Source organism: Flavobacterium tyrosinilyticum (assembly GCF_023656565.1).
GTDB lineage: Bacteria > Bacteroidota > Bacteroidia > Flavobacteriales > Flavobacteriaceae > Flavobacterium > Flavobacterium tyrosinilyticum.
Window position 1 is genome coordinate 1,156,102 of the sequence record NZ_JAMOKG010000003.1, and the last position, 25,416, is coordinate 1,181,517.

Below are 25,416 nucleotides of genomic sequence, written 5' to 3' on the forward strand. Positions count from 1 at the left end.
GTTATTAATGGTTTGTTTATATAGATTAGTTATTTGTTTTTTTAGAATACAATTTCAATTTTTGAATCTTTACTGACATTAAATTTAGCATCTTGATAGGAAGGAGGCCCCATAAATCCTTTCGCATTGTTTGAAGTTGCATATTCTTCTACTGGCATTCCCATTGCGTTTCTATCAAGCTTTCCGTTGCTGTTTTCATCATGATACGTAGAAATTGCATATTCTCCCGCAGGAAGATTATCAAAAGTTACAACTGCTTTATTGTCTTTAATTTCAGAAGCAAGACTTTTGTAAGTTGCTTTAAGAAAAGTTCCGTCTGAATTGTATAATCCTACTTTTACAACTCCTGTATCATTTTTTAAACCTGAAACAGCAACAGTTAATTTTACATTTTGAGCAGACATTAAGCTGCAGATAAATAAGATGGTTATTGTGATAATTTTGGTCATGATTTCTTTTTTTTTTAAGGTTCTGAGGTTCTGAGTTACTAAGGTTCTAAGTTTTTTGTTGATGATTAAAACTCGGTTTATCAATTTATAATTCAAAAGTATATCGGTTTTCACTCTTTTAAAATTAAATGATACTGAGTTGTTGATTTTGGTTACTGAATTGTTTCTTTTTAAGTGACAAAGGTTCTGAGTAACAAAGTGACAAAGGTATCTCCCGTAAACTATTAATGCTTTGTTACTTTGTTACTTTGTCACTTTGCGGCTTATAAGTTTTTCAACTGATTCTCATTCTTATTCTGGCTAATCGTCCAGAAGAAACCTACGAAGAAGAATCTGTCTGCTGTTGGAACCACGGCTTGTCTTTGATAGACTCCGCTTGGATCTGGATTTTTAGCATAATCGTATCCGAAAACATTTTGTGTTCCTAACACATTTGAAACCGAGAAATAAAGGATTTTTTGTGTCGTTAATAAATAAGCCCAGTTAAAACTCAAACTATTGTATGATTTTGTTTTTCCATTCATAAATTGCGTCTGATTCGGATCGTTGTACGGACGTCCTGTACTGAAACTGTTTGTAAAACCAACTTGCGATTTCCAATCTGTAATGAAATATTTCGTCACAACAGATAAATTATGATTCGCAATAAAACTTGGAGTTGCCATGTAAGGAAAGTTTTTATATTGTCTTTCTGAATCGATATAAGAGTAGGAAATCCAATATTCTAAGTTTTTGTACAAATTGCTATCTCTCCAAAAAATATCCAATCCTTTTGCATAACCCGATCCGTTGTTATTGAAAATAGAATTGTATTGAATATCTCTTGTATCATACTGCACCAAATTGCTATAATCTTTGTAATAAGCCTCTGCTCTAAGGGTTTGCCCAGGTCTTGTAAACGTATAATTCAAAATATAATGACTTGCCTTCTCGCTTTCAAACTGATGGTATTTAGAAAACTTAATATAATCTACAACTGGCGTCTGAGTAAAATCTCCGTAAGCAAAAGAAAACTGGCTACTTTTTGAAGCTTTATATCCTAATGAGGCTCTAGGCGCAATATGGTTTTCGTTTAGCAAACTGTTATTAGAAAATCTCAAACCTACTTTTAAAGCTAGTTTTTTAGAAAACATAACATCGCCTTCGGTATATGCTGCAAAAATGTTCGAATCGTAACCATTTGTAACATCAAGCGCAATATTATCGGCTACATTTTCATTGTATTTTGTAATGAAATAATCTGTTCCGAAAGACAATTTAAAATAGTTTGAAAATTTCTTGCTTAATTTCAATTTCAACTGAGCCGCATTTTCCTGACTATCAACTCCCGTGATATCATATTTAAGTTTGTTTTTGCTGTAACCGTAACTAACTCCAGAAGTAATCTGCCATCCTGTTCCGAAACTTCCTTTGTATGAAGAATTCAAATAGAAGTTGTTATTGTTCATATCAGTTCGAATCGGGTTTTCGAAATTGACGTTTTTCTGATTTAAATCGAATTTTTCAGAATCGAATGAAGCATACAATTTAAAGATTCCACTTGTGAAGTTATATCTGTAAACCGTTTCGCCTCCAAGTGATTGATACGGATTATTCCAATCTACATTTTGCGGAATCACAGCCTGATAAGGAGCCAAGTTGATATAAGCCATATTTACGCTTAAAGAACTTTTTTTGAATTTCTGTGTATTTCCTAAACTCAAACCAACCGTCATTAATCCTATATCTGTTTTTTCATGATCTTCCTCGTCCTGAGTATTTAAAAGCAAAACACTTGATAAAGCTTCACCATATTCTGCAGAATAACCACCCGTAGAAAATGCGATTCCGCTAAACAAGAAAGGAGAAAAACGGCTTCTTGTTGGTAAATTGTTCATTGTTGCACCGTAAGGCTGTGCTACACGAATTCCATCAACAAAAGTCTGAGTTTCGCTTGCCTCACCTCCACGTACAAACAAACGTCCGTCTTCCCCAACTGACTGCGTTCCTGGCAAAGTCTGTAATGCCGCCACGATATTTCCGGCAGATCCAGCTGTTGTAACAATATCCAGAGGTTTTAAAACAGAAACTCTTGCCTTGTCTCCAGATTCTAAAGTTCCTGCTGTAATCACAACCGCATCTAGAGCATTAACATTTTCTCTTAATTTTACCGTTTGGTCTTTATAATTGGCAACATCAATTTCTTGTTTGAAAGTTTCAAAAAGCAAAAAGCTAACAACTAAAAATTTGTTTCCTGTTTCTGTCGTTTCAAAAGAGAAATCTCCAGTTTCAGAACTTGTTGCTCCATCATAAGTTCCGTCAATATATATGTTTGCACCTGCAACTGGTTTTCCTTTTTGATCTACTACTTTTCCTGAAATTGTATTTTGAGCAAAAATTAATGCAGTAAAAAATAAAAAACTAAGGGTAAAAAATAATTTGGTTTTCATGTCATCTTTGGTTTTTGATGAAGCAAATGTATTTTAACAATTCATGTTAAAAAATATATAATAACCCAATTGTAGATTTTCGAGGATGAGTTGTAAAATACTAATTTGTATCTTAGCTAACGTGTTTCTAAAAACTATTAACTATGTCAGAAAGTAAAAGAGTTTCTAATTTGTATCAATCCATTTATAATGGAAATCCGTGGCTTGAAGTGACCTTGGCAGATACTTTAAAAGATGTAACTGCAGCTCAGGCTTATAAAAAAATCAATCCTAACTTAAACACGATTTGGGAAATTGTCAATCACCTAATACAATGGAGAAGAAACATATTAAAGCGTGTTCAAGGAGAAATAATTACAACTCCCGATCATAATTATTTTGTGCCTATTTTAGATTCATCTGAACCCGCTTGGGAGCAGTCACTGCAAAGTCTGGCAAAATCTCAGGAATTATGGAGTGCTTGTCTGAGTGATTTTAATGATGAGGATTTCGAGAAAATAGATCTAAACAATAATCATAATTTTTATGAAGATATTCACGGAATCATTCAGCATGATGTTTATCATTTGGGACAGATTGTTATTTTGAAGAAATTGCTTTAATTTAATTCTAACACATAGAAAAATAGGTTTTTGGAACTCAAAAAGAATATTTAAAAATCTAGATTTAACACATAGTTCTATGTGGAAATCTAAAAATGAAATGCCTTTACCACGTTTTAAAAGCTATGCTTCTATGTGTTAAAATAAAAAATCATTGATATGAAAAAGATACTTTTTGTCGTCGCATTTTTGGTTTTTAATGCAATCGGCTTTTCGCAAACCGAAGTGAAATATGATGAAAACCTCGCAAAATCTCTCCATGCCGACGAATACGGAATGAAGAAATATGTTTTTTGTCTTTTAAAATCTGGAAGCAATACAACCGCTTCTAAGGAAGAAACCAAAAAACTTTTTGAAGGTCACATGGAAAACATTGGTAAATTAGCCAAAGAAGGAAAACTAGTTGTTGCAGGACCATTCATGAAAAATGACAGAAATTATCGTGGTATTTACATCTTTAATGTAGAAACCATAGAAGAAGCCAAAGCTCTTGTTGCCACTGATCCGGCCATAAAGGCCAATTTACTCGAAGCCGAATTAACGCCTTGGTACTGCACCGCAGCTTTGCAAGAAACTGTAAAAATACACGATAAAATTGCCAAGACGAAAATGTAAAATATGAAAACAGAAAAAGAAAAAATGATCTCTGGCGAATATTACAACGCCTTTGATCCAGAATTGGTAAAAGGACGCCGAAATGCTAAAAACCTCTTACATACTTTAAACGTAAAAGAATACCGAGTCACTAAAAAAGCAAAAGAGATTTTAAAAGAACTTATTCCAAATGCTGGAGCTGGTTTATATATTGAACCGCCTTTTCATTGTGATTACGGTTATAATATTTTCGCTGGCGAAAATGTTTATTTTAATGTGAATTGTGTCGTTCTAGACTGCGCACCGGTAAACATTGGTTCGAATGTATTTATTGCGCCAAATGTTCAAATTTATACTGCTTCACATCCGCTTGACGCTGAACTAAGAAAAACACTAGAAAATGCTTATCCAGTTACAATTGGAGACGATTGCTGGATTGGCGGAAATTCTGTTATTTGCCCAGGCGTAACAATAGGAAAAGGCTGTGTTATTGGCGCTGGATCTGTTGTCACAAAAGATATTCCAGACAACTCATTAGCCGTTGGAAATCCTGCAAAAGTCATTCGAAAATTAAATCAAGAACCTGAATCAAAAAAATAATGCTTACCCTTAATAAAGTTCATCATATTGCCATTTTATGTTCCGATTACGAAAAATCGAAACACTTCTATACCCAGATTTTAGGCTTAACGATAATTAGAGAAATCTATCGCGAAGAACGCCAGTCTTATAAATTAGATTTGGCTTTGAATGGCTCCTATGCCATCGAATTATTCTCCTTTCCAAATCCGCCGCAAAGACCTTCAAGACCAGAAGCTGTTGGTTTGCGCCATTTGGCTTTTGAAGTTATTAATTTAGAAGAAACTATTGCTTTTTTAACTTCAAAAAACATAGAATCAGAACCAATCAGAATTGATGAAACGACCGAAAAACGCTTTACTTTTATTGCAGATCCAGATTTATTGCCGATTGAGTTTTATGAGCGTTAGGCTTTTTTGCCACGAAGGCGCTAAGTTTTTTTTGCCACGAAGTCGCTAAGGCACAAAGTTTTTTTCTCATTTTTGTCATTTCGACGAAGGAGAAATCACACTAGAAACTCCGTAAAGCATGTCGCCAATCTTTGTCGAATCCCGAGTGTGATTTCTCCTTCGTCGAAATGACAAACTGCGTTTCTAATCGTTGCTTTAAATAAAAAACTTTGCGTCTTAATGCCTTTGTGGCAAAATCAATATCGAAAGAATTTTCCTGTTTATGTCCATTTTAACACACTAAAATGAACATTTTCTAGAAAAAACCGAATTTGATGCTTAATTTTGTAATCCGCAGAAAAAAATGCGGAATTCTCAAACTTATAATGATGAACAAAACGGCGCAAATCAAAAAAAATCATCAATTAATCAAATTCCGAAAATTAGTTATTGTTTCTATTTTAATTGGCTTTCTTTCTGCCTTTCTCGGAATTTCACTAAAAAAAATAACGGAATATTACGAAGAGATCTTCTTTCGTGAAGTTTCAGTTCACCCAGTATTTTACATCATATTTCCAGTTTTCGGACTATCGGTAATTTATTTCTTAAGACAATATCTTTTTAAGAAAAAAGAAAATAAAGGAATCAAAGAAGTTTTTGAAAGTACAGCATCAAAATCTAAAAATCTTCCTTCTTATAAAATTCCATCACATTTCATAAACGGATTATTAACGGTTATTTTTGGAGGTTCAACAGGAATCGAAGTTTCTACTGTTGTTGCTACAGCAACTATTGGATCTGTTGCTCATGAAAAAGAAAATGTTTTCCGTCAATACAAAACCGAATTAATCTGCGCGGGAGTTGCCGCGGGTGTTACAGCACTTTTCAGCAGTCCGATTGCGGGAGTTTTATTTGCTTTCGAAGTAATTTCAAGAAAAGTAACTCGTGCATTTGTGATTTCGAATTTAATTGCCGTTTCTATTGCATTTGGTTTATTAACCATTTTAAAAGAAGAACCTTTATTTGCAGTTTCAATCGTAACTTGGAATTTAAAAGCGATTCCGTACTTCATTCTTTTAGGAATTTTAGCTGGAATGAATTCGGTTTATCTAACTCGCTGCGTTTTATTCTTTAAATCACAATTTGGTAAAATCGACACACATTATTACAAAATTATTTTAGGTTCAGCAGTTTTAAGTCTTTCCTTATTCTTTTTTCCTCAATTGTACGGAGAAGGTTATCACGCCATTAAAGGAATTTTTGGAAATGCGCCTCAAACTCAATTAACTATAACTTTAGCTTTAACATTTATTGGAATTTTAATCCTAAAACCAATTGTTACTTCTATAACATTGGCTTCTGGAGGTGACGGAGGTGTTTTTGCTCCAAGTTTATTTATCGGAGCATTTTTAGGATTACTATTGGCTTCGATCTTAAACAGCTTTTTCCATGTAAATGTAATTCCAGTTAACTTTATGATTATCGGAATGGCTGCGGTTCTTAGCGCAAGTATTCACGCGCCTTTTACAGCGATATTCTTGGTTTGCGGTTTAACAAACGATTATACTTTGTTTTTCCCAATTCTTGTAGTTTGTTTAATTTCAAAATACACTGCAAAAACAATTTATCCGTATACAGTATACAGTTATTCTCCAAGCTTAGTTAAATAATTTACAGGCTAATAATAATCTGGAGATTAAAAAAACATACAGCAAAGTATATTTAAAAGCATAACGAATAAAATATAATACCACATAATGCCAACTGAAAAAATAAAAAGAAGCTATCGTAAAACACGTTACATCCTTTACAAAGAAACTTTAATCGATTATAAGGAACACTTTTGGTCATTTTTAGGTTCTTTTGTCGGAATCGGAATTTTAGCTTATGTACAATCCATACATTTTTCTGGGCCTGATGCCGTTTATTTAATTGGTTCTTTTGGAGCTTCGAGTGTTTTGGTTTACGGAATTATTCAGAGTCCGTTCTCTCAGCCTCGAAATTTAGTTGGTGGACATGTACTTTCTGCTCTTGTAGGCGTTACAGTCAACAAATTAGTTCCAGACATTATGTGGATTGCAGCACCTTTAGCAGTTTCGATTGCCATTATTTTAATGCAGATTACCAAAACGCTTCACCCGCCTGGAGGAGCAACAGCTTTAATTGCAGTTATCGGAACAGAAAAAGTAAAAGCCTTAGGTTATATATATGTACTTTCTCCCGTTTTTACAGGAGTTATGATATTGCTTTTCACGGCTTTGATTTTTAATAATATGACTTCAAGCAGAAGTTATCCAAGCCACAGCACTTATCACAAACATTATCATAAAATTAGAAAAAGACTGGCGAGAAAATAGTTTTTGTTTTCTTCCTGCAAGGTTTTCAAAACCTTGTAGGTATAACTTTAAATAGAATTACAAACCTACAAGGTTTTAAAAACCTTGCAGGATTACCAAACTGAATAAACTCCAGCAATTCAAAAGATTAAAATCTTTTCAACAAATCGTAATTCATAATTCGTATTTCGTTTTTTATATTTTACCTTTGACCTCTCAATAAAAACAAAGATTATGGTTTATAAATTTAGAGTTATTCTAGACGCCGAAGAAGATATTTTTAGAGACATTGCTATTCTTGAGGAAGATACTCTTGAGGATTTACACAATGCAATCTTCAACTCTTTTGGCTTTGACGGATCAGAAGTGGCTTCATTTTATACTTGTGATGATACTTGGAATCAAGAAGATGAAATTCCGCTTTTCGATACAGGAGATGTTCCTGGCGAAATAAGAACCATGAACGATTATCCGTTATCTAGTATTTTAGATAAAGAAAATACTAAAATTATCTACGTTTATGACTTCATCAGTATGTGGACTTTCTTAGTTGAATTGGCTGCCGTTGAAGATGAACAAGTTGGAGTCACTTACCCAGAAACTTTATTCTCTCACGGTGAAATGCCAGCAGACGCTATCGAAAAAAACTTTGAAGCCGATGACATGCATGATGATATCTACGGAGAATTTGAAGACGACCTAGACGAAGACGATCTTGACATGTTCGAAGGAGATGACAGCTTCGAAGATTATGGATTTGAGGAGAATTGGAATTAAGTTTTCAGGCTCAAAGTTACATAGTGACAAAGAAACAAAGGTTTTCTCTCAGGGTTAAATATTTTAATTCGTAAGTTTTTTCTTATTTTTATATTTACTTTTTAAATATGAACTATGAAAACTTTTAGAGACCTTTTAATTTGGCAAAAATCTATGAATCTGGTAACTGAAATTTACCAACTAACAAATTCATTCCCGAAAGAAGAAATTTATGGACTATCTTCACAAATTAGAAGATGTTCAGTATCAATACCGAGTAATATTGCCGAAGGATATGGCAGAAATGGAAAGACTGAATTGCTAAGATTCTTAAATATTTCTATTTCATCTTTATTTGAAATGCAAACTCAGCTTGAAATTTCATTCAATCTAAAATATATAACCGAGTACCAATTCAGTAAAACAAACGGAGAAAGCAGAGAATTGGAGCGAATGTTAAGCGCTTTTATAAAAAAATTAAAAGCTAGCAAATAAAACTTTGTCTCTTTGTCACTATGTTACTTCAAACCTAAAAATAAATGATTAATTTATTCAATACCCACATCGACACCCTTTCCATACACCGCGTTGGAAACAAAAGTCGTAACGAAGCTATTTTTTTATCAGAGCAACCATTCAACTTAAATGATGAAATTGTTCCTTTGATTAAAGAATTCTTTTTTAAGCCTTTTAGAGAAAAAGAAGAAAACTATTATCAGTTTGCACACGAAGTGGACTTGGACTACAACGACATGTTTAAGTATGCAACTGAGATTTTTGCAAATCCGTCAAATGTTCATGAGGTTTCTAAAAACATCACAAAACATTTATACGAGCAGTCAAATCACCCGCACATTAAAAACGGAGAGGTTTATGTAACTTATTTAACAAACCTAAGTATTGACAACAATGTTGTTGATGCAATCGGAATTTTTAAAAGTGAATTACAAGCAGACTTTTTACAGTTTGAAGAAAATAACAGTAACCTTGAGATGATTTTACAACAGGGAATCAACCTGAATAAATTAGATAAAGGATGTTTGATCTTCAACTACAAAAAAGAAGAAGGATACAAAATCCTAACTGTAGATAGCAACCGTTATGATGCACGCTACTGGTTAGAGCACTTTTTATCTGTTGATGCTTTTGAAGATGAAAATTTCATCACTAAAAAATATTTGAAATTCTGTCAAAACTTCGCAAAAGACGTGGTTTTGCCAGCAGAAGACAAGAAAGAGGAAGTAATGTTTATGAACCGATCTGTGAATTATTTCGCTAAAAATGATCAGTTTGAAGAACAGAATTTCTTGAATGAAGTACTAGACAATCCTGATTTGATTCCTGAATTTAAAAACTATAAAGTTGATAAAGGAGAAAAATACAGCATCGAAGATGTTACCTCATTCCCAATTGCCAACGCAGCAGTTTCTGACGCTAGAAAATCGATTAAAAATGTAATTAATTTGGATACTCATATTCAGATTAAAATGGATTTTATTAATCCTGAAAGTGCAGAAAAATTTGTTGAAAAAGGCTGGGATGAAGAAAAACAAATGTATTACTACTTAGTTTACTTCAACAAAGAAGAAAAAAGCTAAGAAGTTTTCATTTTCTATTACTTACTTATTAATACAGAAAACGGCAGTTACAAATGTAACTGCCGTTTTTTATTGTCTTGAATTTTAATGTTATAAAACCGAAAATACGGCTTTTACAATATCATCGTAAACTTCTTTGTTTCTTTCTCCAGCGCGAGCCAAAACTCGAATTCCAGAATAATTATTAAAGATAAATCGAGCCAAAACTTTTGCATCCAGCTGTTTAGAAATATGTCCAGCCTCCTGCCCTTTTTGAACGGCATTTGTAAAAACTTCTTCCATCGTTTGGCTGTTGCTTTTTACAATTTTGGCAATTTCTTCATCGTGCATAGCCAATTCTACAGACGAGTTAACCATAAAACAGCCTTTTGTAATTCGGTCCTCCAAACTTTCGATCACAGCTTGCTTAAAAATAGCCTGTAATGTTTCTTTAACATTTTCAGATTTTTCTAAAAGCTCTTTAACAGCATCTTGCGCTTGCTGCTGATAACGCTGCAACGACTTTGTAAACAATTGCTGCTTATCGCCAAAGGTATCATACAAACTAGAACGGCTCAAACCTAAGTGAGTTACCAAATCCTGAGCTGAAGTTCCGTTGTAACCTTTGTGCCAAAAAATTTCTATTGCTTTATCTAAAGCCTGATCTTCATTAAATTCTTTCGTTCTAGCCATGACATTCAAATTAAATTCATTTACAAAGATATAAAAATACGGAACAATCGTTCCTGAATTAGTCAAAAAAATTATAATACGCTATTTACGATAAGTCCACCATCTACCACAATTTCAGATCCAGTTATAAATGAAGCATCATCTGAGGCTAAGAAACTAACTGTTTTTGCAACTTCTGCAGCTTGTCCAAAACGTTTTAATAAAATTTTCTCACCTAAAGCAGCTCCTAATCCTTCTACTTCTTCTTTTTCTAAACCCACTTTTCCGTACAATGGTGTTTCAATCGGGCCAGGAGAAACTGCGTTTACTCTAATTTTTCTTGAAGCCAATTCTACAGCAAAAACTTTATTTAAAGATAATACGGCTGCTTTACTTGCGGCATAAACACTAGAATTTGGCATTCCAACATGAGCATTTACAGAAGTATTAAAGATAATTGAACCTCCATCATTTAAAATTGGCAATACTTTTTGAACGGTAAAATAAACTCCTTTTACATTAACGTTCATGATACTATCGTAATGATCTTCTGAAGCTGAATCTAGAGGCGCAAAAGCTGCTATTCCAGCATTTAAGAATAAAATATCAACTTTTCCGAATTTTGCTTTTACTTCTTCAACCAAATTATCAATTGATTTTAAATCAGATTGATCGGCTTCAATTCCTGTAACTTTCAATTCTGTTTCCGCTTTCTCTAAAGCTTCTTTATTTCTTCCTGTTACAATTACTTTTGCTCCTTTTGATACTAAATCGGCTGCAGCTGCATATCCAATTCCGCTATTACCACCTGTCACGATTGCTACTTTGTTTTCTAAACTTTTCATTTTTATTTGTTTTTAAGTTATTGATTATTCGATTATTACAGTACAAAGATATAATAACGGAACGATCGTTCCGTTATTAATAATGTTAATTTTTAGTTAAAATAAAAAAGACCTTCCTAGAACCCATCAATTATAAGGAAAACAACTATTTAACTATAGAGGAAAGAAATCAAAAAATGTGGAGTATTCTTAATTTATCCTTAATTTTGCATTAAAAAATTACTCAGATGGATATTCAATTTTTTAAAGAAAGTCCTTTTACTACTATAATTTCATTTCACAAGCTAATCGAATCTTTTGAAGAAATTGCACAATCAGACGTTGATTACAGGTCAAACTATGCCAAAGCGATTTTAGAACAGATTGAATTAATTCCGGAACTTAGGACTGGAATACAGGATTATTCGGTTATCAAGAACAATGAAGCTTTAATTAAAAATATATTAGCCGATTTATTTCCGACTGCATTGACGCAGAACGAAATAAAAGCGGTAACGATTCCGTTTCAAAATATCTCTTTCAATTATACGGAGCGTTTCAAGAAAATTTTGAAAAATGCGGGAGACGAATTTTACATGGAAATTCGTGATTTTAGCGAACATCAATTTTACATCAACAACTGCTGTTTAATTTTAAGCAACTATTACAAACAGCATATCGATTTCAATCAGCCCTTTTTCTACGACATTCCAGATGAAAATGGTATTGAAAAGCATTATAGAATTTTGTACAATGCTGATTTCATGGAAATTATTCCAACTGAAAATTCTATACCATTAACTCAAGAAGATATCGATCAATTAATAGATAATTATAACGATATTAATTTGTGGAAATCTAAGTTCCCGAAAGGAAGCTGGATTTTAAGAGGCTTCGGAATTGTTTCATTATTTGATGCCACAACAGAAAGTGCTATTTCGATTTTGAAAAGTAATTTGCTAAAACCTGGACCAAAAACAGTTGCAACAGATCAAGAAGTTTCTAATATTTTTCAGTCCATTTTTAATCTTCCTAATTTAAAAGTCGGATTTATTATCTACAATCCCGAGGAAGAGAAATTTATCCGACCAGCAAAATACGAAAATCAGATGAAGAGCTTCTTACTTTCTTCTGATCAGGAAGTAGATTGCAAAAATGCTTTTTTTGGCTGTTCTTTTGAAAACTTACTAGACAATAGAGAACCTTTCGTTATTTCTAATGTCAGCAAATTCACTGAAGAACAAACCAATAAAAGACTTGGTGAACATTTACTACAACAAGGAATTCAGAGCTGTATTTTTGCACCAGTCATCAAAAGCGGACATTTATTGGGTGTTGTTGAATTGGTTTCTGAAAATCCGAGAGATTTAAACAGCGTAAATGCTACAAAACTAGACTTGGTTCTTCCCTATTTGACTGACACAATTGATCGTTACAATACTGATATGCAGCATCAGATCGAAGCGATTATTCAGCGAGAATATACTACAATTCACCCTAGCGTTTATTGGAAGTTTAAAAGGGAATCACAAAATTACTTTCAGAATATGAATCATACTAAGGATTATATTTTTAAAGAAATTGTCTTTAAAAATGTATATCCGCTGTATGGCCAAATAGATATTAAAGGTTCGTCTGAACACCGAAATGAAACGGTAAAAACTGATTTAAAAAGTCAGCTTACGGCTCTTTTGGAGATCTTTGATAATCAAGAATCTAATTCGAATCTTGTTCTTTTGGAACAGAGAAAATTTGAACTGGAATCGCTTAGAAGCGAATTGGATTTTCCTCTGAAAGCAGACACAGAACAACATGTTCAGCGTTATATTGAAGAAGAAATTCATCCGATTTTAAAAAATACTAAGAGCAATGCGAAAAGCGAAAAGCTGGAAAAATTGTACTTTGAAAAACTGGATGAAAAAACCGGAATGTTTTACCACGAACGAAAAAAGTTCGACAATGCCATGTCAATTATCAATAAAAGACTCGCAACTGTTTTAGATAGAAAACAAGTTGAAGCGCAACAGATTTATCCGCATTATTACGAACGTTTTAAAACAGATGGCGTAGAACACAATTTATATATTGGAGCTTCAATTTCGCCAACGAAACCATTCGATATCATGTATTTGCATAATCTTCGCCTATGGCAATTGCAGACTTTATGCGAAATGGAATTAGAGCATCATGATCTTAAAGAATCTCTGCCTTACGAATTGGATGTTACTTCGTTGATTTTGGTTTTCAGTTCTGCACTTTCAATTCGTTTTAGAATGGATGAAAAGCGTTTTGACGTTGATGGAACTTATAATGCAAGATATGAAGTCGTTAAAAAACGAATTGACAAATCGCATATTAAAGGAACAAACGAAAGAATTACGGAGAAAGAAAAAATCACAATTGTATATTCTCAAAATAGCGAAGAAGCAGAATATTTAAAATACATTAAATATTTACAGCACAAGAAAATTCTTGAGCCTTCTATTGAACAATTTGAAGTTGAAGATCTTCAGGGAGTTTCTGGATTAAGAGCGATTCGTGTTAAAGTAATCAACAATAATTCAAACTCGGAAATCAAGAAAATAACTTATCAGGATTTATTAGATGAGCTCAACTAAATAGTTGAGCTTTTTTTGTTTTTAAACACATAGAAACATAGATTTTGAAACTTAAAAAAGGCGTTTCACTTGCATCAATTCACATAGCTATGTGTGAGAAACTAGTTTCTTTCTTTATTCTTGTAGATAAGAAAAAACTATGTTTCTATGTGTTTAAAATATTTCTATATAAAAAAACTTTGTCAAAGTTTGAAACTTTGACAAAGTTGTCTAAATCTAGATTGATTTAAAAGCAATCACAAACGCGATTACTGTTATGATAATTCCGAACATAAAAAAGTTATAGGCAATTCGGAGTAAATTGTATTTTCGTTGTAAAACCAATCCGAGATAATACAAATCTTTGATCATGGTCGAATACAAATAATCTCTGTCTTTCATCATTTCATTCATTGCCCAATCGTAATCTTCAAGAGGCATTTTATAGAAATTTCCAAAAAACATTAAATTCACTTTTTTAGCTTCCACATCGTCTCTTGTAAAAAATCCAGAAGTCACTTTTGGACGCGTAGAAAGAATGGCAAAAATAATGGTAATTACACTAGACATCAGCATGATAAAAGTGGGAACAACTAAATGTGCATTTTTCGGACTGTCTAATTTTGGAATAATAGACGATAATGCAATCGAAATAATAATCGCATTTACAGACAATAATATATTGGCTTTACTATCTGCAATGCCACTTAATCGAGTGTGATTTCCGAGAGTGACACGAAACAGGGTATCAATTCCTCGGTCTGGTTTTTCTGCTTTTTCAGCTTTTTCTTTCTTTTTATTTTCCTCCTCAAGTGCAGCAGCGGCTTTCAATTCCTGTTTATTGATTTTTTTCTGAATCATTAATAGATTTTTTTCCTTCAATGGTTGCCATTTTCTTAAAGCGTAATCGGTATAAAATCTATGTTTATTCAGTAAGAAATTTAAATTTTCTCTTGTCCATTCGGCATTAGAAAAACTAACTATTCCTGCATTTTTCAATTCCAGACGCAATAATTCGCAAGTTGTGGCATATTCCGCTCCCATTAAATGCGCGTAATCTGCATCTCTTATAATTTTTTCTAAATGCGTTTTAGGCTCATATTCTTTAACTGTTGCCAAAATTAAACTTGAAACAAGCGCAATAAATTCTTCCGATTTTCCTTTTTTACGCAAAAAATCTGCTGCAATTTCAGTGCTTTTATGCTCATGATTTTCATAACCTTCGATGTAGCCCGTATCATGAAACCATGCAGCAACCAAAAGCGCCTCTTTGTCCTCACCTTCCACATCTTCTTTTTTGCATAGTTCTTTTACCGCTGTAACTACTGTGAAAGTATGGTTAAAATTATGGTAAGAATATAAATTAGAAAGTTTATCTTTGAGTAAATTACCGACAAAATCTTCGGATTGTTCTATTAGATTCATAAAGAATATTTTTATACCACTAAATTATGAAATTGTTTTTGGATAATCATTTTATTGCCAAGATTAAAAACTTTTCTTTGGCAATTATGGCCCTATTTATCGTTTACTCTTGTTCTACGCGCAAACCGCAGTACGGGAAAAACGTTAGTGCCAACGAAACAGAAAACGCAACTGACACTATAAAAATTGCACATACTTTTTTTCTTGTTGGAGATGCTGGAAATGCCGACGAAGAACAAGCGCAACAAACGCTAGAACTTTTGCACCAAAAGCTGAAAAAAGCAAATAAAAAATCGACACTTCTTTTCTTGGGAGATAACATTTACCCCAAAGGTTTTCCAGGTAACAAAAAACCTGAAGACAAGGCTTTAGCAGAAACAAAACTAACGAATCAATTAAAATTAACGGAAGGTTTTAAAGGAAGAACAATTGTAATTCCCGGAAATCATGATTGGTACAGTGGAATTAAAGGTTTAGAACGTCAAGCCGATTTTGTCACGAAATATTTGAATGACAAAAAAGGATTTCTTCCGAGAAAATCATGCCCAATTGAAGATGTAAAAATTGATAGCGTTACTACTTTGATAGCTGTTGATAGTGAATGGTTTTTAGAAGATTGGAACGATCATCCAACTATAAATGATAATTGTGAAATAAAAACTAGAGAAGCATTTTTTGAAGAATTAGAAAGCCTTTTAAACAAAAATCAAGAAAAGACAGTTGTCTTAGCTATTCATCATCCATTATTAAGCAATGGAACCCACGGTGGACAATTTTCGTTAGAAAAACAATTATTCCCTCTAGAACAAAAAATTCCGCTTCCGGTAATTGGTTCTTTCATCAATTTAGTTCGAAAAACATCTGGAGTTAGTCCGCAGGATATTCAAAATAAGCAATATACTATTTATGCTAAAAGAATAAAAACGCTTTTGCAAAAGCAGAAAAATGTCATTGTAGTTTCTGGACACGATCACAATCTGCAATATATCAGCAAAGAAAACATTCAGCAGATCATTAGCGGAGCAGGATCAAAATCAGAAGCTGCGAGAGCTATTAATCCTTATGATTTTTCATATGGCGGAAATGGTTATGCTGTCTTAACAATGTTTAAAAGTGGCGATGCTAAAGTCTCATATTATGGAAATGAGAATAACAAAGAGAAGTTACTTTTTGAACGCGAAATTATAAAAGCCAAAGAAATCAACTGGGCTTCAGATATTCCGAATAAATTTCCTGCTACGGTAACCACTTCGATTTATTCTCCAAAAATGACTCAAAAAGGTGCGTTTCACAGATTTTTATTTGGGCAACATTACAGAAAATACTACAGTATGCCAATTGAAGCCACAACAGCAACGGTTGATACTTTAAAAGGTGGCTTGAAACCAATTCGCGAAGGCGGCGGACATCAATCTGTTTCCTTAAGAATGTCTGATCCTAAAGGTCGTGAGTTTATAATGCGTGCGATGAAAAAAAGTGCTACAGTATTTTTACAGTCAGTTGCCTTTAAAGATCAATATGTGGTAAATGACTTTGACAAAACCTACGTTGAAGATTTCTTATTTGATTTTTATACTACTTCTCACCCTTATTCTTCTTTTGCAATTGGCAGTATGTCTGATCAAATTGGTTTGAGACATACCAATCCGATTTTATATTATATTCCGAAACAAAATGGTTTGGGTGAATTTAATGCCAGTTTTGGAGATCAATTATATATGGTAGAAGAAAGACCAGCTGACAATCATTTGGACGGTAAAAATTTTGGCAAACCAAGCAACATCATTGGAACTGATGATATGATGCTTAATCTTCATAAAGATGAAAAATATGGCGTTGATGAAAAAGAATATATAAAAGCACGTTTATTTGATATCCTTCTAGGAGATTGGGACAGACACAGCGATCAATGGCGTTGGGCTGAATATAAAGAAGATGGTAAAGTAATTTATAGACCTATTCCGAGAGATCGTGATCAGGCTTTTGTAAAATACGATGGCGCTTTGCTTTCGCTTATCATGAATATGCCTCCGCTTCGTCATATGCGTTCTTTTAAAGGCGACAGAATCAATGTAAAATGGCTAGGAAGAGAACCTTATCCAATGGATTTGGCATTTCTAAAAACTGCTCAAGAAAAAGATTGGGTTGAACAGGCTAAATACATTCAGGAAAGCTTGACAGATGCAGATATTGATGCGGCTTTCAAAAACATGCCTAAAGAAGTTCAGGACGAAACGGTCGATGAAATAAAAGCAAAACTAAAAAGCAGAAAAAGAGATCTTCAAAAGTATGCTCGCAGATATTCTGATGTCTTAAGCAAAACCGTTATGATTGCTGGAACAGACAAAAAAGACAAATTTGTTTTAAACCATAATGTAAAAAAAGGAATTGAAATTCAGGTTTTCAGAATTAAAAAAGAAGGCGATAAATTGCTTTACACTAAAAATGTAACAGATGATAAAACAAAAAATCTTTGGATTTACGGACTAGACGATAATGATGTTTTTGAAGTAAAAGGGGAAGAAAAATCAAGCATTAAAATTCGTTTGATTGGAGGTCAAAACAATGACACTTATAACATTGAAAACGGAAGAAAAGTGATTGTTTACGATTTCAAGTCAAAAGAAAACACTTATAACTTAGATTCAAAGGCACAAACGCAACTGACAGATGACTATGATGTTAATTTGTATAACTACGAAAAACCTAAATACAACGTAATTGCAGGACTTCCGAACATTGGATATAATCCTGATGATGGTGTAAAAATGGGCGTAAACTTAAATTATACAGTCAATAATTTTAAACAAAATCCTTACACCCAAAGACACATTTTTAATGCTTTTTACTATTTCGCCACCGGTGGTTTAGAATTTAATTATGCAGCACATTTCCCAGGCTTATTAGGAAAATGGGTTATTGATGTGGAATCTTTATATACGACTCCAAACTTTGCCATGAACTATTTTGGTTATGGAAATGAGTCGCAGTATGATGATGATTTAGGAATGGATTATAATCGTGTCCGAATCAGAAAATTTAATGCTTCTACAGCCATAAGACATGTTGGAAGATATGGAAGCGAATTTAGCATACAGCCTATTTTTCAGAGAATGACTGTTGAAGAAACCGAAAACCGATATATTAATATTCCTGAAATCGTAAATCCTGATGTATTTAATACCCAGAATTTTGGAAGTCTAAAGGTAAAATACCTTTTTAAAAATTCAGATTTTGCTGCAAAACCAACTTTAGGTATGGCCTTTATGGTTGCGGCCACTTGGACAACGAATTTGGATGATACCAAGAAAAATTTCCCTACTCTGGAGAGTTTCTTAGGTTTTACACACAAGATTGATCACAACGGAAAATTGATATTGGCTACTTACGTAAAAGGAAAGGCTATTTTCAATAATAATTACGAATTCTATCAAGGTGCTTCTCTTGGTGGTGATACCGATTTACGAGGTTTTAGAAATGAGCGTTTCTTAGGAAGTTCGTACTTTTCTCAAAGTTCGGATTTACGCTTAAGTATTGGAAAAATCCGTAAAACGATCGTTCCTTTTACTTATGGAATTTTAGGTGGGTTCGACTACGGAAGAGTTTGGCTTGATGGCGAAGATTCTAAAAAATGGCATCACGATTACGGCGGCGGACTTTGGCTGAATGCCATAAATGTTATCACAGCCAGAATTTCTTATTTCAAATCTCCTGACGAAATTGGAAGGGTGATTTTTGGAGCAGCATATAGCTTTTAAAAAAGATGCTGAGATTCTGAGATGCTAAGATTCTAAGTTTTAGGTCTGAGTTTAAAAAAAATAGCCACGAATTCACGAATTTTAATTAAATTATTCGTGAATTCGTGGCTAACTTTTTTCTGAAAAACTTAGAACCTTAGTATCTTAGCATCTCAGAATCTCAGAATCTTAGAATCTAAACTCATAAACCTTTCCTCCTATTTTATTTGTTTTTTCGTCGGCGATTAATAAAGTATTGTTGTCTTTAAAAACGATGGCTTCTTTTTGTGAGAAGTGATTTAGATTGAGTTCTGTATGAGTGCCTTTATGGAATAAATCTCCTTTAAAATCTTTAAATAAAAGTACTTTATCATGACTTAATAAAGCTACTTTTTTCCCGTCTGGGCTTATTGTTGCACTTGTTAATACGCAATGGTTGTAATTACTGCAGGTTTTAAATTCGCCAATTTTTACTGCTTTTTGAGTTCCTGCGGCATTTTTGATTTTGTAGATAAAAGCTGTTCCATCAAAGCCTTTACTTCTGTTTTTGGTAAAGAGATAAAAATAACCTCCATGTTCAAAGAAACCTTCAACGTCGTAGAACATTTCTTTTTTCTTTGGAGGAAATTCTTTTTGTTCTGGATACGAAAATGAAATTTTATATTCGGCTTTGGCTAAATCAGAATTCAATTGATTTTTTGCAACTTTATAAATGCACAAATCTTTTCTTTCGTTATCATTGTTTCCGAAATCTCCGATATAAATATTTCCAGATTTGTCTTTTGTAATATCTTCCCAATCGACATTTGTAGCGTTAGAAATCGTGATTGTTTTAGCTAATTTTCCTTTAGAATCAATGGCGTAAATAGCATTTTTATTTCCGCTATCTTCTAAAGTGTAAAGCAAATTAGTTTCAGGAAAATAGGCAATTCCCGAAACTTCTTTTAATTTTTTAGGAAGGGAATAAAGTTCTTTTAATTTGCTATCTGACTGCTGTTGACACGCCAATAAAACTATAGAAACGGCTACTAAAAAAGATTTTTTCATAATATTATTTTTTATTTTGTCACAGATTAAAAGGATTATAATGATTTAAAAATCCTTTTAATCTGTGAAATCTGTGGCTAAAACTTTAAACTAAGTTAGTGTTTTTAAAATTACGTGTAATAAATTCAAACGCGGCTTGCATAACGTGTCCCATCGATTTTGCATTTTTGAACTTCATATCGTTGGTATAACGGTACAACTCCATTTTTAACTGCGTCAGATGTTCATGAGTAGAAATGGTATCGTGACACATTATACTCAGTAATTTTTTTATTCTGGTTTCGGCAGAATGAATACGTTTTGCTAAAATCGCTCTTTCCTCATCTTTATACTGAATAATGGAACGTTCTTCTAATTTCTCTTTGATCAACTGAATCATTGGGAAATTTTCTTTAAAAAACTGTGGGCGATAAACTTTAAAATTTCCTTCGTAACATTGCTGGTCAAAATCGATTGGACGAATTTTATAAACAACCTGATCAAAATCGTGAATTGGAACAATTACATAATTGTAAGCGCGCATATCTCCCAAAAGACGAATCATACAGCGTTCGTTAAATTTTACAAATTCTTTTGCAATCTGCGCTTTTTCCATTTCGCTACATTTATCCAGAAGTGTGTCCATAAAAACATCGCCTGGAATTCCGATAATATGCTCTTCGATCAAGGTATCTTTATAAACCAAAAAGTTGATTTTATCTGGCGAAAGAATATCTTCCAATTCTAATCCGTAAATACGGGAAGCATCCGCTTTTTTGATGTAAAAATGAACATAGTTATCGTTGAGAATGTTTCGGACTTTGATTCTAAAAGGCTTCGAATTTCCGAATGTACAATAATCAATAGCATCGACATTCAGAAATTGAATGATTTCGCTATTTCCATCAGAATGCAGAAGCGAATAAATTTTCTTTAGATTTAAATCAATTTCATTGCGCTCAAATTCACCGTAATACACCCGAATCCAGAGCGTATCGTTATCATATTTGTCATAAACATTTATAGAACCTGAAAAACGAAGCAAGTCATCATAAAACACAGAAACTTTAGAAATACGCTCGTATCGTTCTAAATAGCTTAAAAGTGGCTGTGTTAAAGGGTAAGACGGTTTTTTTAAAACCATTAAAGGCTCGCTCATTTTAAATATCTTTATTACAAATTTACATCAATACGATTTAAAGTTAGAATTTAAAGTAACAAAAATCAACTTGACTCGTCATACTAAAAACTAAAACCAGAAAAATTTGGAAACCATATTAACCATTGAGAATTTAAGCAAAAGATACGGCCGAATTCAGGCTTTGAAAAATGTATCTTTTCAAATACAAAAAGGTCGCGTTTATGGCATTCTAGGGCCAAACGGCAGCGGAAAATCGACTACATTAGGAATTGTTTTAAATGTTGTTAATAAATCGTCTGGCAATTATCGCTGGTTTGATGGCAATGTAGAAACGCATGATGCCTTAAAAAAAGTGGGCGCCATTATAGAAAGACCCAATTTCTATCCGTACATGACGGCCGAGCAAAACCTCCAATTGGTTTGCAAAATCAAAAATATAAACTATTCTAAAGTTAATGAAAAACTGGAATTGGTGGGTTTAATCGAAAGAAAAGACAGCAAATTCAGCACTTTCTCTTTAGGAATGAAACAGCGTCTGGCAATTGCATCGGCACTTTTAAACGATCCTGAAATTTTAATTTTAGACGAACCAACCAACGGATTAGATCCTCAGGGAATTCATCAAATTCGAGATATCATTAAAAAAATTGCATCGCAAGGAACTACTATTTTATTGGCTTCCCATTTATTGGACGAAGTAGAAAAAGTTTGCTCCCAAGTAATTGTTTTAAGAAAAGGAGAAGTTTTGTATTCGGGCCCTGTTGACGGAATGTCTTCTAACGAAGGTTTCTTTGAGTTGCAAGCCGAAGATAATTTAGTTTTAAAAACGGTTTTATCAGAACATCCTGCTATTGATAGAATTGCTGAAGAAGATGGAAAAGTTTTAGTTTACTTAAATTCTGACTTATCTGCCTCAGAGATAAACCAATTTTTATTTTCTAAAAATATTGTTTTAAGCCATTTAGTAAAACGTAAAAACAGTTTAGAAGCTCAATTTTTAGAATTAACCAAAAACGCCATCGCTCAAAAAAACTAAACCATGAAAAGACTTCTCTCTATAGAACTTCAAAAAATCTGGATGAACAAAGCCAGCCGTATATTAACCCTAACTTATTTTGTTTTACTTTCTTTTATTGCTTTAATCGCTGCAATAAAATTTGATATAGGACCTTTCAAATTTCACTTGGCAGAAATGGGAATCTTTAATTTTCCATTTATCTGGCATTTCAATACGTATGTGGCTGCTTGGCTTAAATTCTTTTTGGCTATTGTAATTGTTTCTATGATGGCGAATGAATACAGCTACGGAACTTTAAAACAGAACTTAATAGATGGTTTAAGCAAAAAAGAATTTATTCTATCCAAGTTCTTAACTGTAGTTTTATTTGCTTTTGGATCTACTGTTTTCGTATTTATCATGAGCTTGCTTCTAGGATTGTCTTTTTCATCTTATACCGAATTTGGAATTATTTTTTCTGACTTAGATTATCTTTTAGCCTTTTTTGTAAAGTTGACAGGATTCTTTTCGTTCTGTTTGTTTTTAGGAATTTTAGTAAAACGTTCTGCCTTTGCGCTTGGCTTTCTTTTAGTTTGGAGCATTATTGAAGCAATCATAAGAGGGACTTTGGCTTTTAAAATTTTCCCAAACAGCGATACTGAGGAAAAAATCACACAGTTTTTACCTTTAGAATCAATGTCAAATCTAATTGCTAATCCTGGACCAAGATTATCGGTAATTAAAAATATTGGCACTCAAATGGGAATCGAAACAGAAGGTAATTTCAGTGTAGATTATACTGCTGTATTAATCGTTTTAGCTTGGACTTTTGTGTTTATATATTTTTCTTACAAACTATTAAAAAATAGAGATTTGTAGTATATTTGCTACTATGAGTCAAATAAGAACATTTCTAATTCTAATTTTGTGCTGTTTTTTCCATAAAATCAGTGCACAGAATATTTCTGTTACCGACACAGCAACACCAACAGATTTAATTCAAAATGTTTTAATAAATAGTTCTTGTATTGATGTACAAAGTGTAACGGCATCAGGAAACCCGAATCTAAGTGGACAAAGTTACGGTTCCTTTACAGCTGGTGCCAATTTTCCTTTTTCAGGAGGAATTGTTTTAGCTACTTCTCCTAGCAAAAATGCAGAAGGACCGTTTTACAAACAAGATTCCAAAGGAGTAAGGATTTTAGGTTGGAATGGTGACGCAGATCTTAATAAAGCTTTAGGAATTACGAATAGCACGCAAGCAACACTTATAGAATTTGATTTTACAGCGCAGACCAATTCAATAAGCTTCAATTATATCTTTGCTTCGAATGAATATCAAACTAATTTTCCTTGCACTTATTCAGATGGATTTGCTTTCTTAATTAAAGAAGTCGGAAGTTCTGAAGAATATAAAAATCTTGCCGTTCTACCTAATTCAACTACGGCAGTGTCAGCTACAACGGTTCATCCTAAAATTGAAACCGTAAATGACAATTATGGCCAGCCTTTAGAAGGATGTGAAGCTTTAAACGAAAACTATTTTAATGGTTATAATGCAAATGGAAGTCCCATCTATTATGCAGGGCAAACTATTGTAATGAATGCCTCTACAAATGTAATTCCGAACAGAACATACCATCTAAAATTGGTCGTTGCCGATGATGCAACCAGACAATACAACTCTGCTGTTTTTATAGAAGCGGGTAGTTTTGTAACTAAAATAAATTTTGGAGAAAACAGAACTGTAGCCAATAACAATCCTGTTTGTTATGGCCAAACTTATGCTTTAAACACCAACTTGAGTGCTACAGGTTATACTTTTAAATGGTTTAAAAAAGATGCGTCTAACACTTATTCTGAACTTCCAGGTGTTACATCTCCTTCTTACAACGTAACATCATCGGGAACGTATAAAGTGGAGGCAACCTTGGGCAATACAACTTGTGTTTCTGTTGGAGAAATCACTGTCGAATTTGCTGCCGAAATCCCATCGACAAATACTTCTTTACTGCAATGTGATGATGATACTGATGGTATTTCAATTTTTGATTTGACCAAAGCTGGCAATTTCATCAAAAATAATGATTCTCAATTTATTAATCAGGGATATTATGAAACTTTGGCAGATGCTCAGGCAAAAACAAATCCAATTTTAAATCCGGAACGATATACCAATAAAGGTGCAGATCAAATTATTTTTGCCCGAATTGAAAACACATTTGGCTGTTATAAAATAGCTGAAATTACACTAAACATCTCTAATTCTACTATTCCAGACCAATCTCCAGTAGCAACTTGCGATGGAGACGATATACAAGACGGTTTGTATCAATTTGATTTAAATGCAGAAGTGACTCCTCAAATTTTAACAGGTCTGCCTGCAGGCTTAGCAATCAATTATTTTTTAACCGCTACTGATGCCCTTACCGAAACCAATCAGCTACCTAATATTTTCAAAAATACAACTCGAAACAGCCAGACGATTTATGCTCGCGTTGTAAATGGTCCAAGTTGTTATGATATTACTTCAATAGAACTAATTGTACACACATTTGATCCTCCTAATTTTGAAGAAGAAACGCATTATTTATGTAAAGGAGATGAAATGACGCTAACCGTTGCAACTGGCTTTAGCAGCTATGCATGGTCTAATGGAGGCACTACAAATTCTACCGCAATTAATAGTGCTGGTGACTATTCCGTAACTGTAAAAGATGCAAATGGTTGCGAAAAAACTAAAAATTTTAAAATAGTTTTATCCGAACCAGCTTCAATTACGGGAGCAGATGTAAAAGATTTTTCTGGAACTGATAATACAATTCAAGTTCAGTATACGGGTGTTGGAAATTATGAATTTTCTCTGGACGGAACTGTTTTTCAAGACAGCCCCACTTTCACACAAGTAAATCCGGGCGTATATAATGTAAAAGCTCGAGACAAAAATGGGTGCGGTTTATCTAATTCGTTTTTAGTATATGTTTTGGATTATCCGCGTTTCTTTACTCCAAACGGAGACGGCTACAATGATCTGTGGGTTATTAAAAACATTAATCAAATGCCAGCTTATACTATTTCTATTTTTGATCGTTATGGAAATTTGCTAAAACAAATGACTCAAAATGGTACAGGTTGGAACGGAATTTTTAACGGAAGAGAAATGCCTTCAGACGATTATTGGTTTACACTCCTTTTTGTTAATGGAAAAAATGTCAAAGGGCATTTTAGTTTAAAAAGATAACTTTTAATAAATCCCATTTTTTTTAAAATTCCCAATTCCAATAAA

Annotated in this window: 21 protein-coding genes; 14 read left to right on the forward strand and 7 right to left on the reverse strand. The window is 33.2% G+C overall.

All coding sequences use genetic code 11. The annotated features are described in order from the left end of the window. Positions 1-41: 41 nt before the first annotated feature. Positions 42-449 carry a DUF2141 domain-containing protein gene (locus NCC77_RS19265; RefSeq protein ID WP_250837052.1) on the reverse strand — a complete coding sequence of 136 codons (408 nt, stop codon included), beginning with the start codon at positions 447-449 and terminating at the stop codon, positions 42-44. 263 nt (positions 450-712) lie between these two features. Then, a complete protein-coding gene (locus tag NCC77_RS19270) occupies positions 713-2,878 on the reverse strand; it encodes a TonB-dependent receptor (protein WP_250837053.1) in 2,166 nt (721 codons plus the stop codon). A gap of 143 nt (positions 2,879-3,021) precedes the next feature. Between NCC77_RS19270 and NCC77_RS19275 the strand changes: the two genes are divergently transcribed. The 9 genes from NCC77_RS19275 to NCC77_RS19315 all read left to right on the forward strand — a co-directional run bounded on the left by NCC77_RS19275 (position 3,022) and on the right by NCC77_RS19315 (position 9,732). Beyond that, on the forward strand, positions 3,022-3,480 hold the full coding sequence (locus tag NCC77_RS19275; protein WP_111378292.1) for a DinB family protein: 459 nt from the start codon (positions 3,022-3,024) through the stop codon (positions 3,478-3,480). Between the two features lie 159 nt (positions 3,481-3,639). Next, a complete protein-coding gene (locus NCC77_RS19280) occupies positions 3,640-4,095 on the forward strand; it encodes a YciI family protein (protein ID WP_250837054.1) in 456 nt (151 codons plus the stop codon). Positions 4,096-4,098: 3 nt separating this feature from the next. Beyond that, complete coding sequence (locus tag NCC77_RS19285; protein ID WP_250837055.1) at positions 4,099-4,674, forward strand: sugar O-acetyltransferase; 576 nt, start codon at positions 4,099-4,101, stop codon at positions 4,672-4,674. Next, the gene (gene gloA2, locus NCC77_RS19290) at positions 4,674-5,063 is read left to right on the forward strand and encodes an SMU1112c/YaeR family gloxylase I-like metalloprotein (protein WP_250837056.1); all 390 of its coding nucleotides are present in this window, start codon (positions 4,674-4,676) and stop codon (positions 5,061-5,063) included. Before NCC77_RS19285 ends, gloA2 begins: the two co-directional genes overlap by 1 nt. Before the next feature lie 368 nt (positions 5,064-5,431). After that, the gene (locus tag NCC77_RS19295) at positions 5,432-6,712 is read left to right on the forward strand and encodes a chloride channel protein (RefSeq protein ID WP_250837180.1); all 1,281 of its coding nucleotides are present in this window, start codon (positions 5,432-5,434) and stop codon (positions 6,710-6,712) included. An 87-nt stretch (positions 6,713-6,799) separates the two neighbouring features. Then, positions 6,800-7,399, forward strand: coding sequence for an HPP family protein (locus NCC77_RS19300; RefSeq protein WP_250837057.1), 600 nt, complete (start codon positions 6,800-6,802; stop codon positions 7,397-7,399). A gap of 213 nt (positions 7,400-7,612) precedes the next feature. Continuing rightward, a complete protein-coding gene (locus tag NCC77_RS19305; protein WP_125719847.1) occupies positions 7,613-8,155 on the forward strand; it encodes an IS1096 element passenger TnpR family protein in 543 nt (180 codons plus the stop codon). A 114-nt stretch (positions 8,156-8,269) separates the two neighbouring features. Continuing rightward, positions 8,270-8,629 carry a four helix bundle protein gene (locus NCC77_RS19310; protein ID WP_250837058.1) on the forward strand — a complete coding sequence of 120 codons (360 nt, stop codon included), beginning with the start codon at positions 8,270-8,272 and terminating at the stop codon, positions 8,627-8,629. Positions 8,630-8,673: 44 nt separating this feature from the next. Continuing rightward, positions 8,674-9,732, forward strand: coding sequence for a nucleoid-associated protein (locus NCC77_RS19315; RefSeq protein WP_177212457.1), 1,059 nt, complete (start codon positions 8,674-8,676; stop codon positions 9,730-9,732). A 90-nt stretch (positions 9,733-9,822) separates the two neighbouring features. Here the strand turns inward: NCC77_RS19315 and NCC77_RS19320 are convergent, their stop codons facing one another. Together NCC77_RS19320 and NCC77_RS19325 are read right to left on the reverse strand one after the other, a co-directional pair. Next, on the reverse strand, positions 9,823-10,404 hold the full coding sequence (locus tag NCC77_RS19320) for a TetR/AcrR family transcriptional regulator (protein ID WP_250837059.1): 582 nt from the start codon (positions 10,402-10,404) through the stop codon (positions 9,823-9,825). Positions 10,405-10,475: 71 nt separating this feature from the next. Further along, positions 10,476-11,228: a glucose 1-dehydrogenase gene (locus tag NCC77_RS19325; RefSeq protein WP_250837060.1), complete on the reverse strand. Its 753-nt coding sequence runs from the start codon at positions 11,226-11,228 to the stop codon at positions 10,476-10,478. 227 nt (positions 11,229-11,455) lie between these two features. Between NCC77_RS19325 and NCC77_RS19330 the strand changes: the two genes are divergently transcribed. After that, on the forward strand, positions 11,456-13,825 hold the full coding sequence (locus tag NCC77_RS19330) for a GAF domain-containing protein (RefSeq protein WP_250837061.1): 2,370 nt from the start codon (positions 11,456-11,458) through the stop codon (positions 13,823-13,825). 216 nt (positions 13,826-14,041) lie between these two features. On the opposite strand, the gene NCC77_RS19335 is transcribed toward NCC77_RS19330, so the two are convergent. Further along, positions 14,042-15,229: a Pycsar system effector family protein gene (locus tag NCC77_RS19335; RefSeq protein WP_250837062.1), complete on the reverse strand. Its 1,188-nt coding sequence runs from the start codon at positions 15,227-15,229 to the stop codon at positions 14,042-14,044. 26 nt (positions 15,230-15,255) lie between these two features. Here NCC77_RS19335 and NCC77_RS19340 point away from each other — a divergent pair, with 26 nt between their 5' ends. Next, positions 15,256-18,987, forward strand: a complete 3,732-nt coding sequence (locus NCC77_RS19340; protein WP_250837063.1) for a metallophosphoesterase — start codon at positions 15,256-15,258, stop codon at positions 18,985-18,987. A 168-nt stretch (positions 18,988-19,155) separates the two neighbouring features. Here the strand turns inward: NCC77_RS19340 and NCC77_RS19345 are convergent, their stop codons facing one another. Both NCC77_RS19345 and NCC77_RS19350 read right to left on the reverse strand, forming a co-directional pair. Next, the gene (locus NCC77_RS19345; RefSeq protein WP_250837064.1) at positions 19,156-20,013 is read right to left on the reverse strand and encodes an SdiA-regulated/phytase-like domain-containing protein; all 858 of its coding nucleotides are present in this window, start codon (positions 20,011-20,013) and stop codon (positions 19,156-19,158) included. An 85-nt stretch (positions 20,014-20,098) separates the two neighbouring features. Next, positions 20,099-21,151 carry a hypothetical protein gene (locus tag NCC77_RS19350; protein ID WP_250837065.1) on the reverse strand — a complete coding sequence of 351 codons (1,053 nt, stop codon included), beginning with the start codon at positions 21,149-21,151 and terminating at the stop codon, positions 20,099-20,101. A 106-nt stretch (positions 21,152-21,257) separates the two neighbouring features. Between NCC77_RS19350 and NCC77_RS19355 the strand changes: the two genes are divergently transcribed. The 3 genes from NCC77_RS19355 to NCC77_RS19365 are packed head-to-tail and all read left to right on the forward strand — an operon-like array spanning position 21,258 to position 25,371. Then, positions 21,258-22,169, forward strand: a complete 912-nt coding sequence (locus NCC77_RS19355) for an ABC transporter ATP-binding protein (protein ID WP_250837066.1) — start codon at positions 21,258-21,260, stop codon at positions 22,167-22,169. A 3-nt stretch (positions 22,170-22,172) separates the two neighbouring features. Continuing rightward, entirely contained in the window at positions 22,173-23,009 is an 837-nt protein-coding gene (locus tag NCC77_RS19360; RefSeq protein WP_250837067.1) for an ABC transporter permease, read from the forward strand. Positions 23,010-23,022: 13 nt separating this feature from the next. Next, the gene (locus NCC77_RS19365; protein WP_250837068.1) at positions 23,023-25,371 is read left to right on the forward strand and encodes a choice-of-anchor L domain-containing protein; all 2,349 of its coding nucleotides are present in this window, start codon (positions 23,023-23,025) and stop codon (positions 25,369-25,371) included. Positions 25,372-25,416: the final 45 nt, after the last annotated feature.

Excerpts from the sequence above, each read along its gene's own strand:
- NCC77_RS19265 (WP_250837052.1), bottom strand. The coding sequence starts at position 449 with ATGACCAAAATTATCACAATAACCATCTTATTTATCTGCAGCTTAATG.
- NCC77_RS19270 (WP_250837053.1), bottom strand. The coding sequence starts at position 2,878 with ATGAAAACCAAATTATTTTTTACCCTTAGTTTTTTATTTTTTACTGCA.
- NCC77_RS19275 (WP_111378292.1), top strand. The coding sequence starts at position 3,022 with ATGTCAGAAAGTAAAAGAGTTTCTAATTTGTATCAATCCATTTATAAT.
- NCC77_RS19280 (WP_250837054.1), top strand. The coding sequence starts at position 3,640 with ATGAAAAAGATACTTTTTGTCGTCGCATTTTTGGTTTTTAATGCAATC.
- NCC77_RS19285 (WP_250837055.1), top strand. The coding sequence starts at position 4,099 with ATGAAAACAGAAAAAGAAAAAATGATCTCTGGCGAATATTACAACGCC.
- gloA2 (WP_250837056.1), top strand. The coding sequence starts at position 4,674 with ATGCTTACCCTTAATAAAGTTCATCATATTGCCATTTTATGTTCCGAT.
- NCC77_RS19295 (WP_250837180.1), top strand. The coding sequence starts at position 5,432 with ATGAACAAAACGGCGCAAATCAAAAAAAATCATCAATTAATCAAATTC.
- NCC77_RS19300 (WP_250837057.1), top strand. The coding sequence starts at position 6,800 with ATGCCAACTGAAAAAATAAAAAGAAGCTATCGTAAAACACGTTACATC.
- NCC77_RS19305 (WP_125719847.1), top strand. The coding sequence starts at position 7,613 with ATGGTTTATAAATTTAGAGTTATTCTAGACGCCGAAGAAGATATTTTT.
- NCC77_RS19310 (WP_250837058.1), top strand. The coding sequence starts at position 8,270 with ATGAAAACTTTTAGAGACCTTTTAATTTGGCAAAAATCTATGAATCTG.
- NCC77_RS19315 (WP_177212457.1), top strand. The coding sequence starts at position 8,674 with ATGATTAATTTATTCAATACCCACATCGACACCCTTTCCATACACCGC.
- NCC77_RS19320 (WP_250837059.1), bottom strand. The coding sequence starts at position 10,404 with ATGGCTAGAACGAAAGAATTTAATGAAGATCAGGCTTTAGATAAAGCA.
- NCC77_RS19325 (WP_250837060.1), bottom strand. The coding sequence starts at position 11,228 with ATGAAAAGTTTAGAAAACAAAGTAGCAATCGTGACAGGTGGTAATAGC.
- NCC77_RS19330 (WP_250837061.1), top strand. The coding sequence starts at position 11,456 with ATGGATATTCAATTTTTTAAAGAAAGTCCTTTTACTACTATAATTTCA.
- NCC77_RS19335 (WP_250837062.1), bottom strand. The coding sequence starts at position 15,229 with ATGAATCTAATAGAACAATCCGAAGATTTTGTCGGTAATTTACTCAAA.
- NCC77_RS19340 (WP_250837063.1), top strand. The coding sequence starts at position 15,256 with ATGAAATTGTTTTTGGATAATCATTTTATTGCCAAGATTAAAAACTTT.
- NCC77_RS19345 (WP_250837064.1), bottom strand. The coding sequence starts at position 20,013 with ATGAAAAAATCTTTTTTAGTAGCCGTTTCTATAGTTTTATTGGCGTGT.
- NCC77_RS19350 (WP_250837065.1), bottom strand. The coding sequence starts at position 21,151 with ATGAGCGAGCCTTTAATGGTTTTAAAAAAACCGTCTTACCCTTTAACA.
- NCC77_RS19360 (WP_250837067.1), top strand. The coding sequence starts at position 22,173 with ATGAAAAGACTTCTCTCTATAGAACTTCAAAAAATCTGGATGAACAAA.
- NCC77_RS19365 (WP_250837068.1), top strand. The coding sequence starts at position 23,023 with ATGAGTCAAATAAGAACATTTCTAATTCTAATTTTGTGCTGTTTTTTC.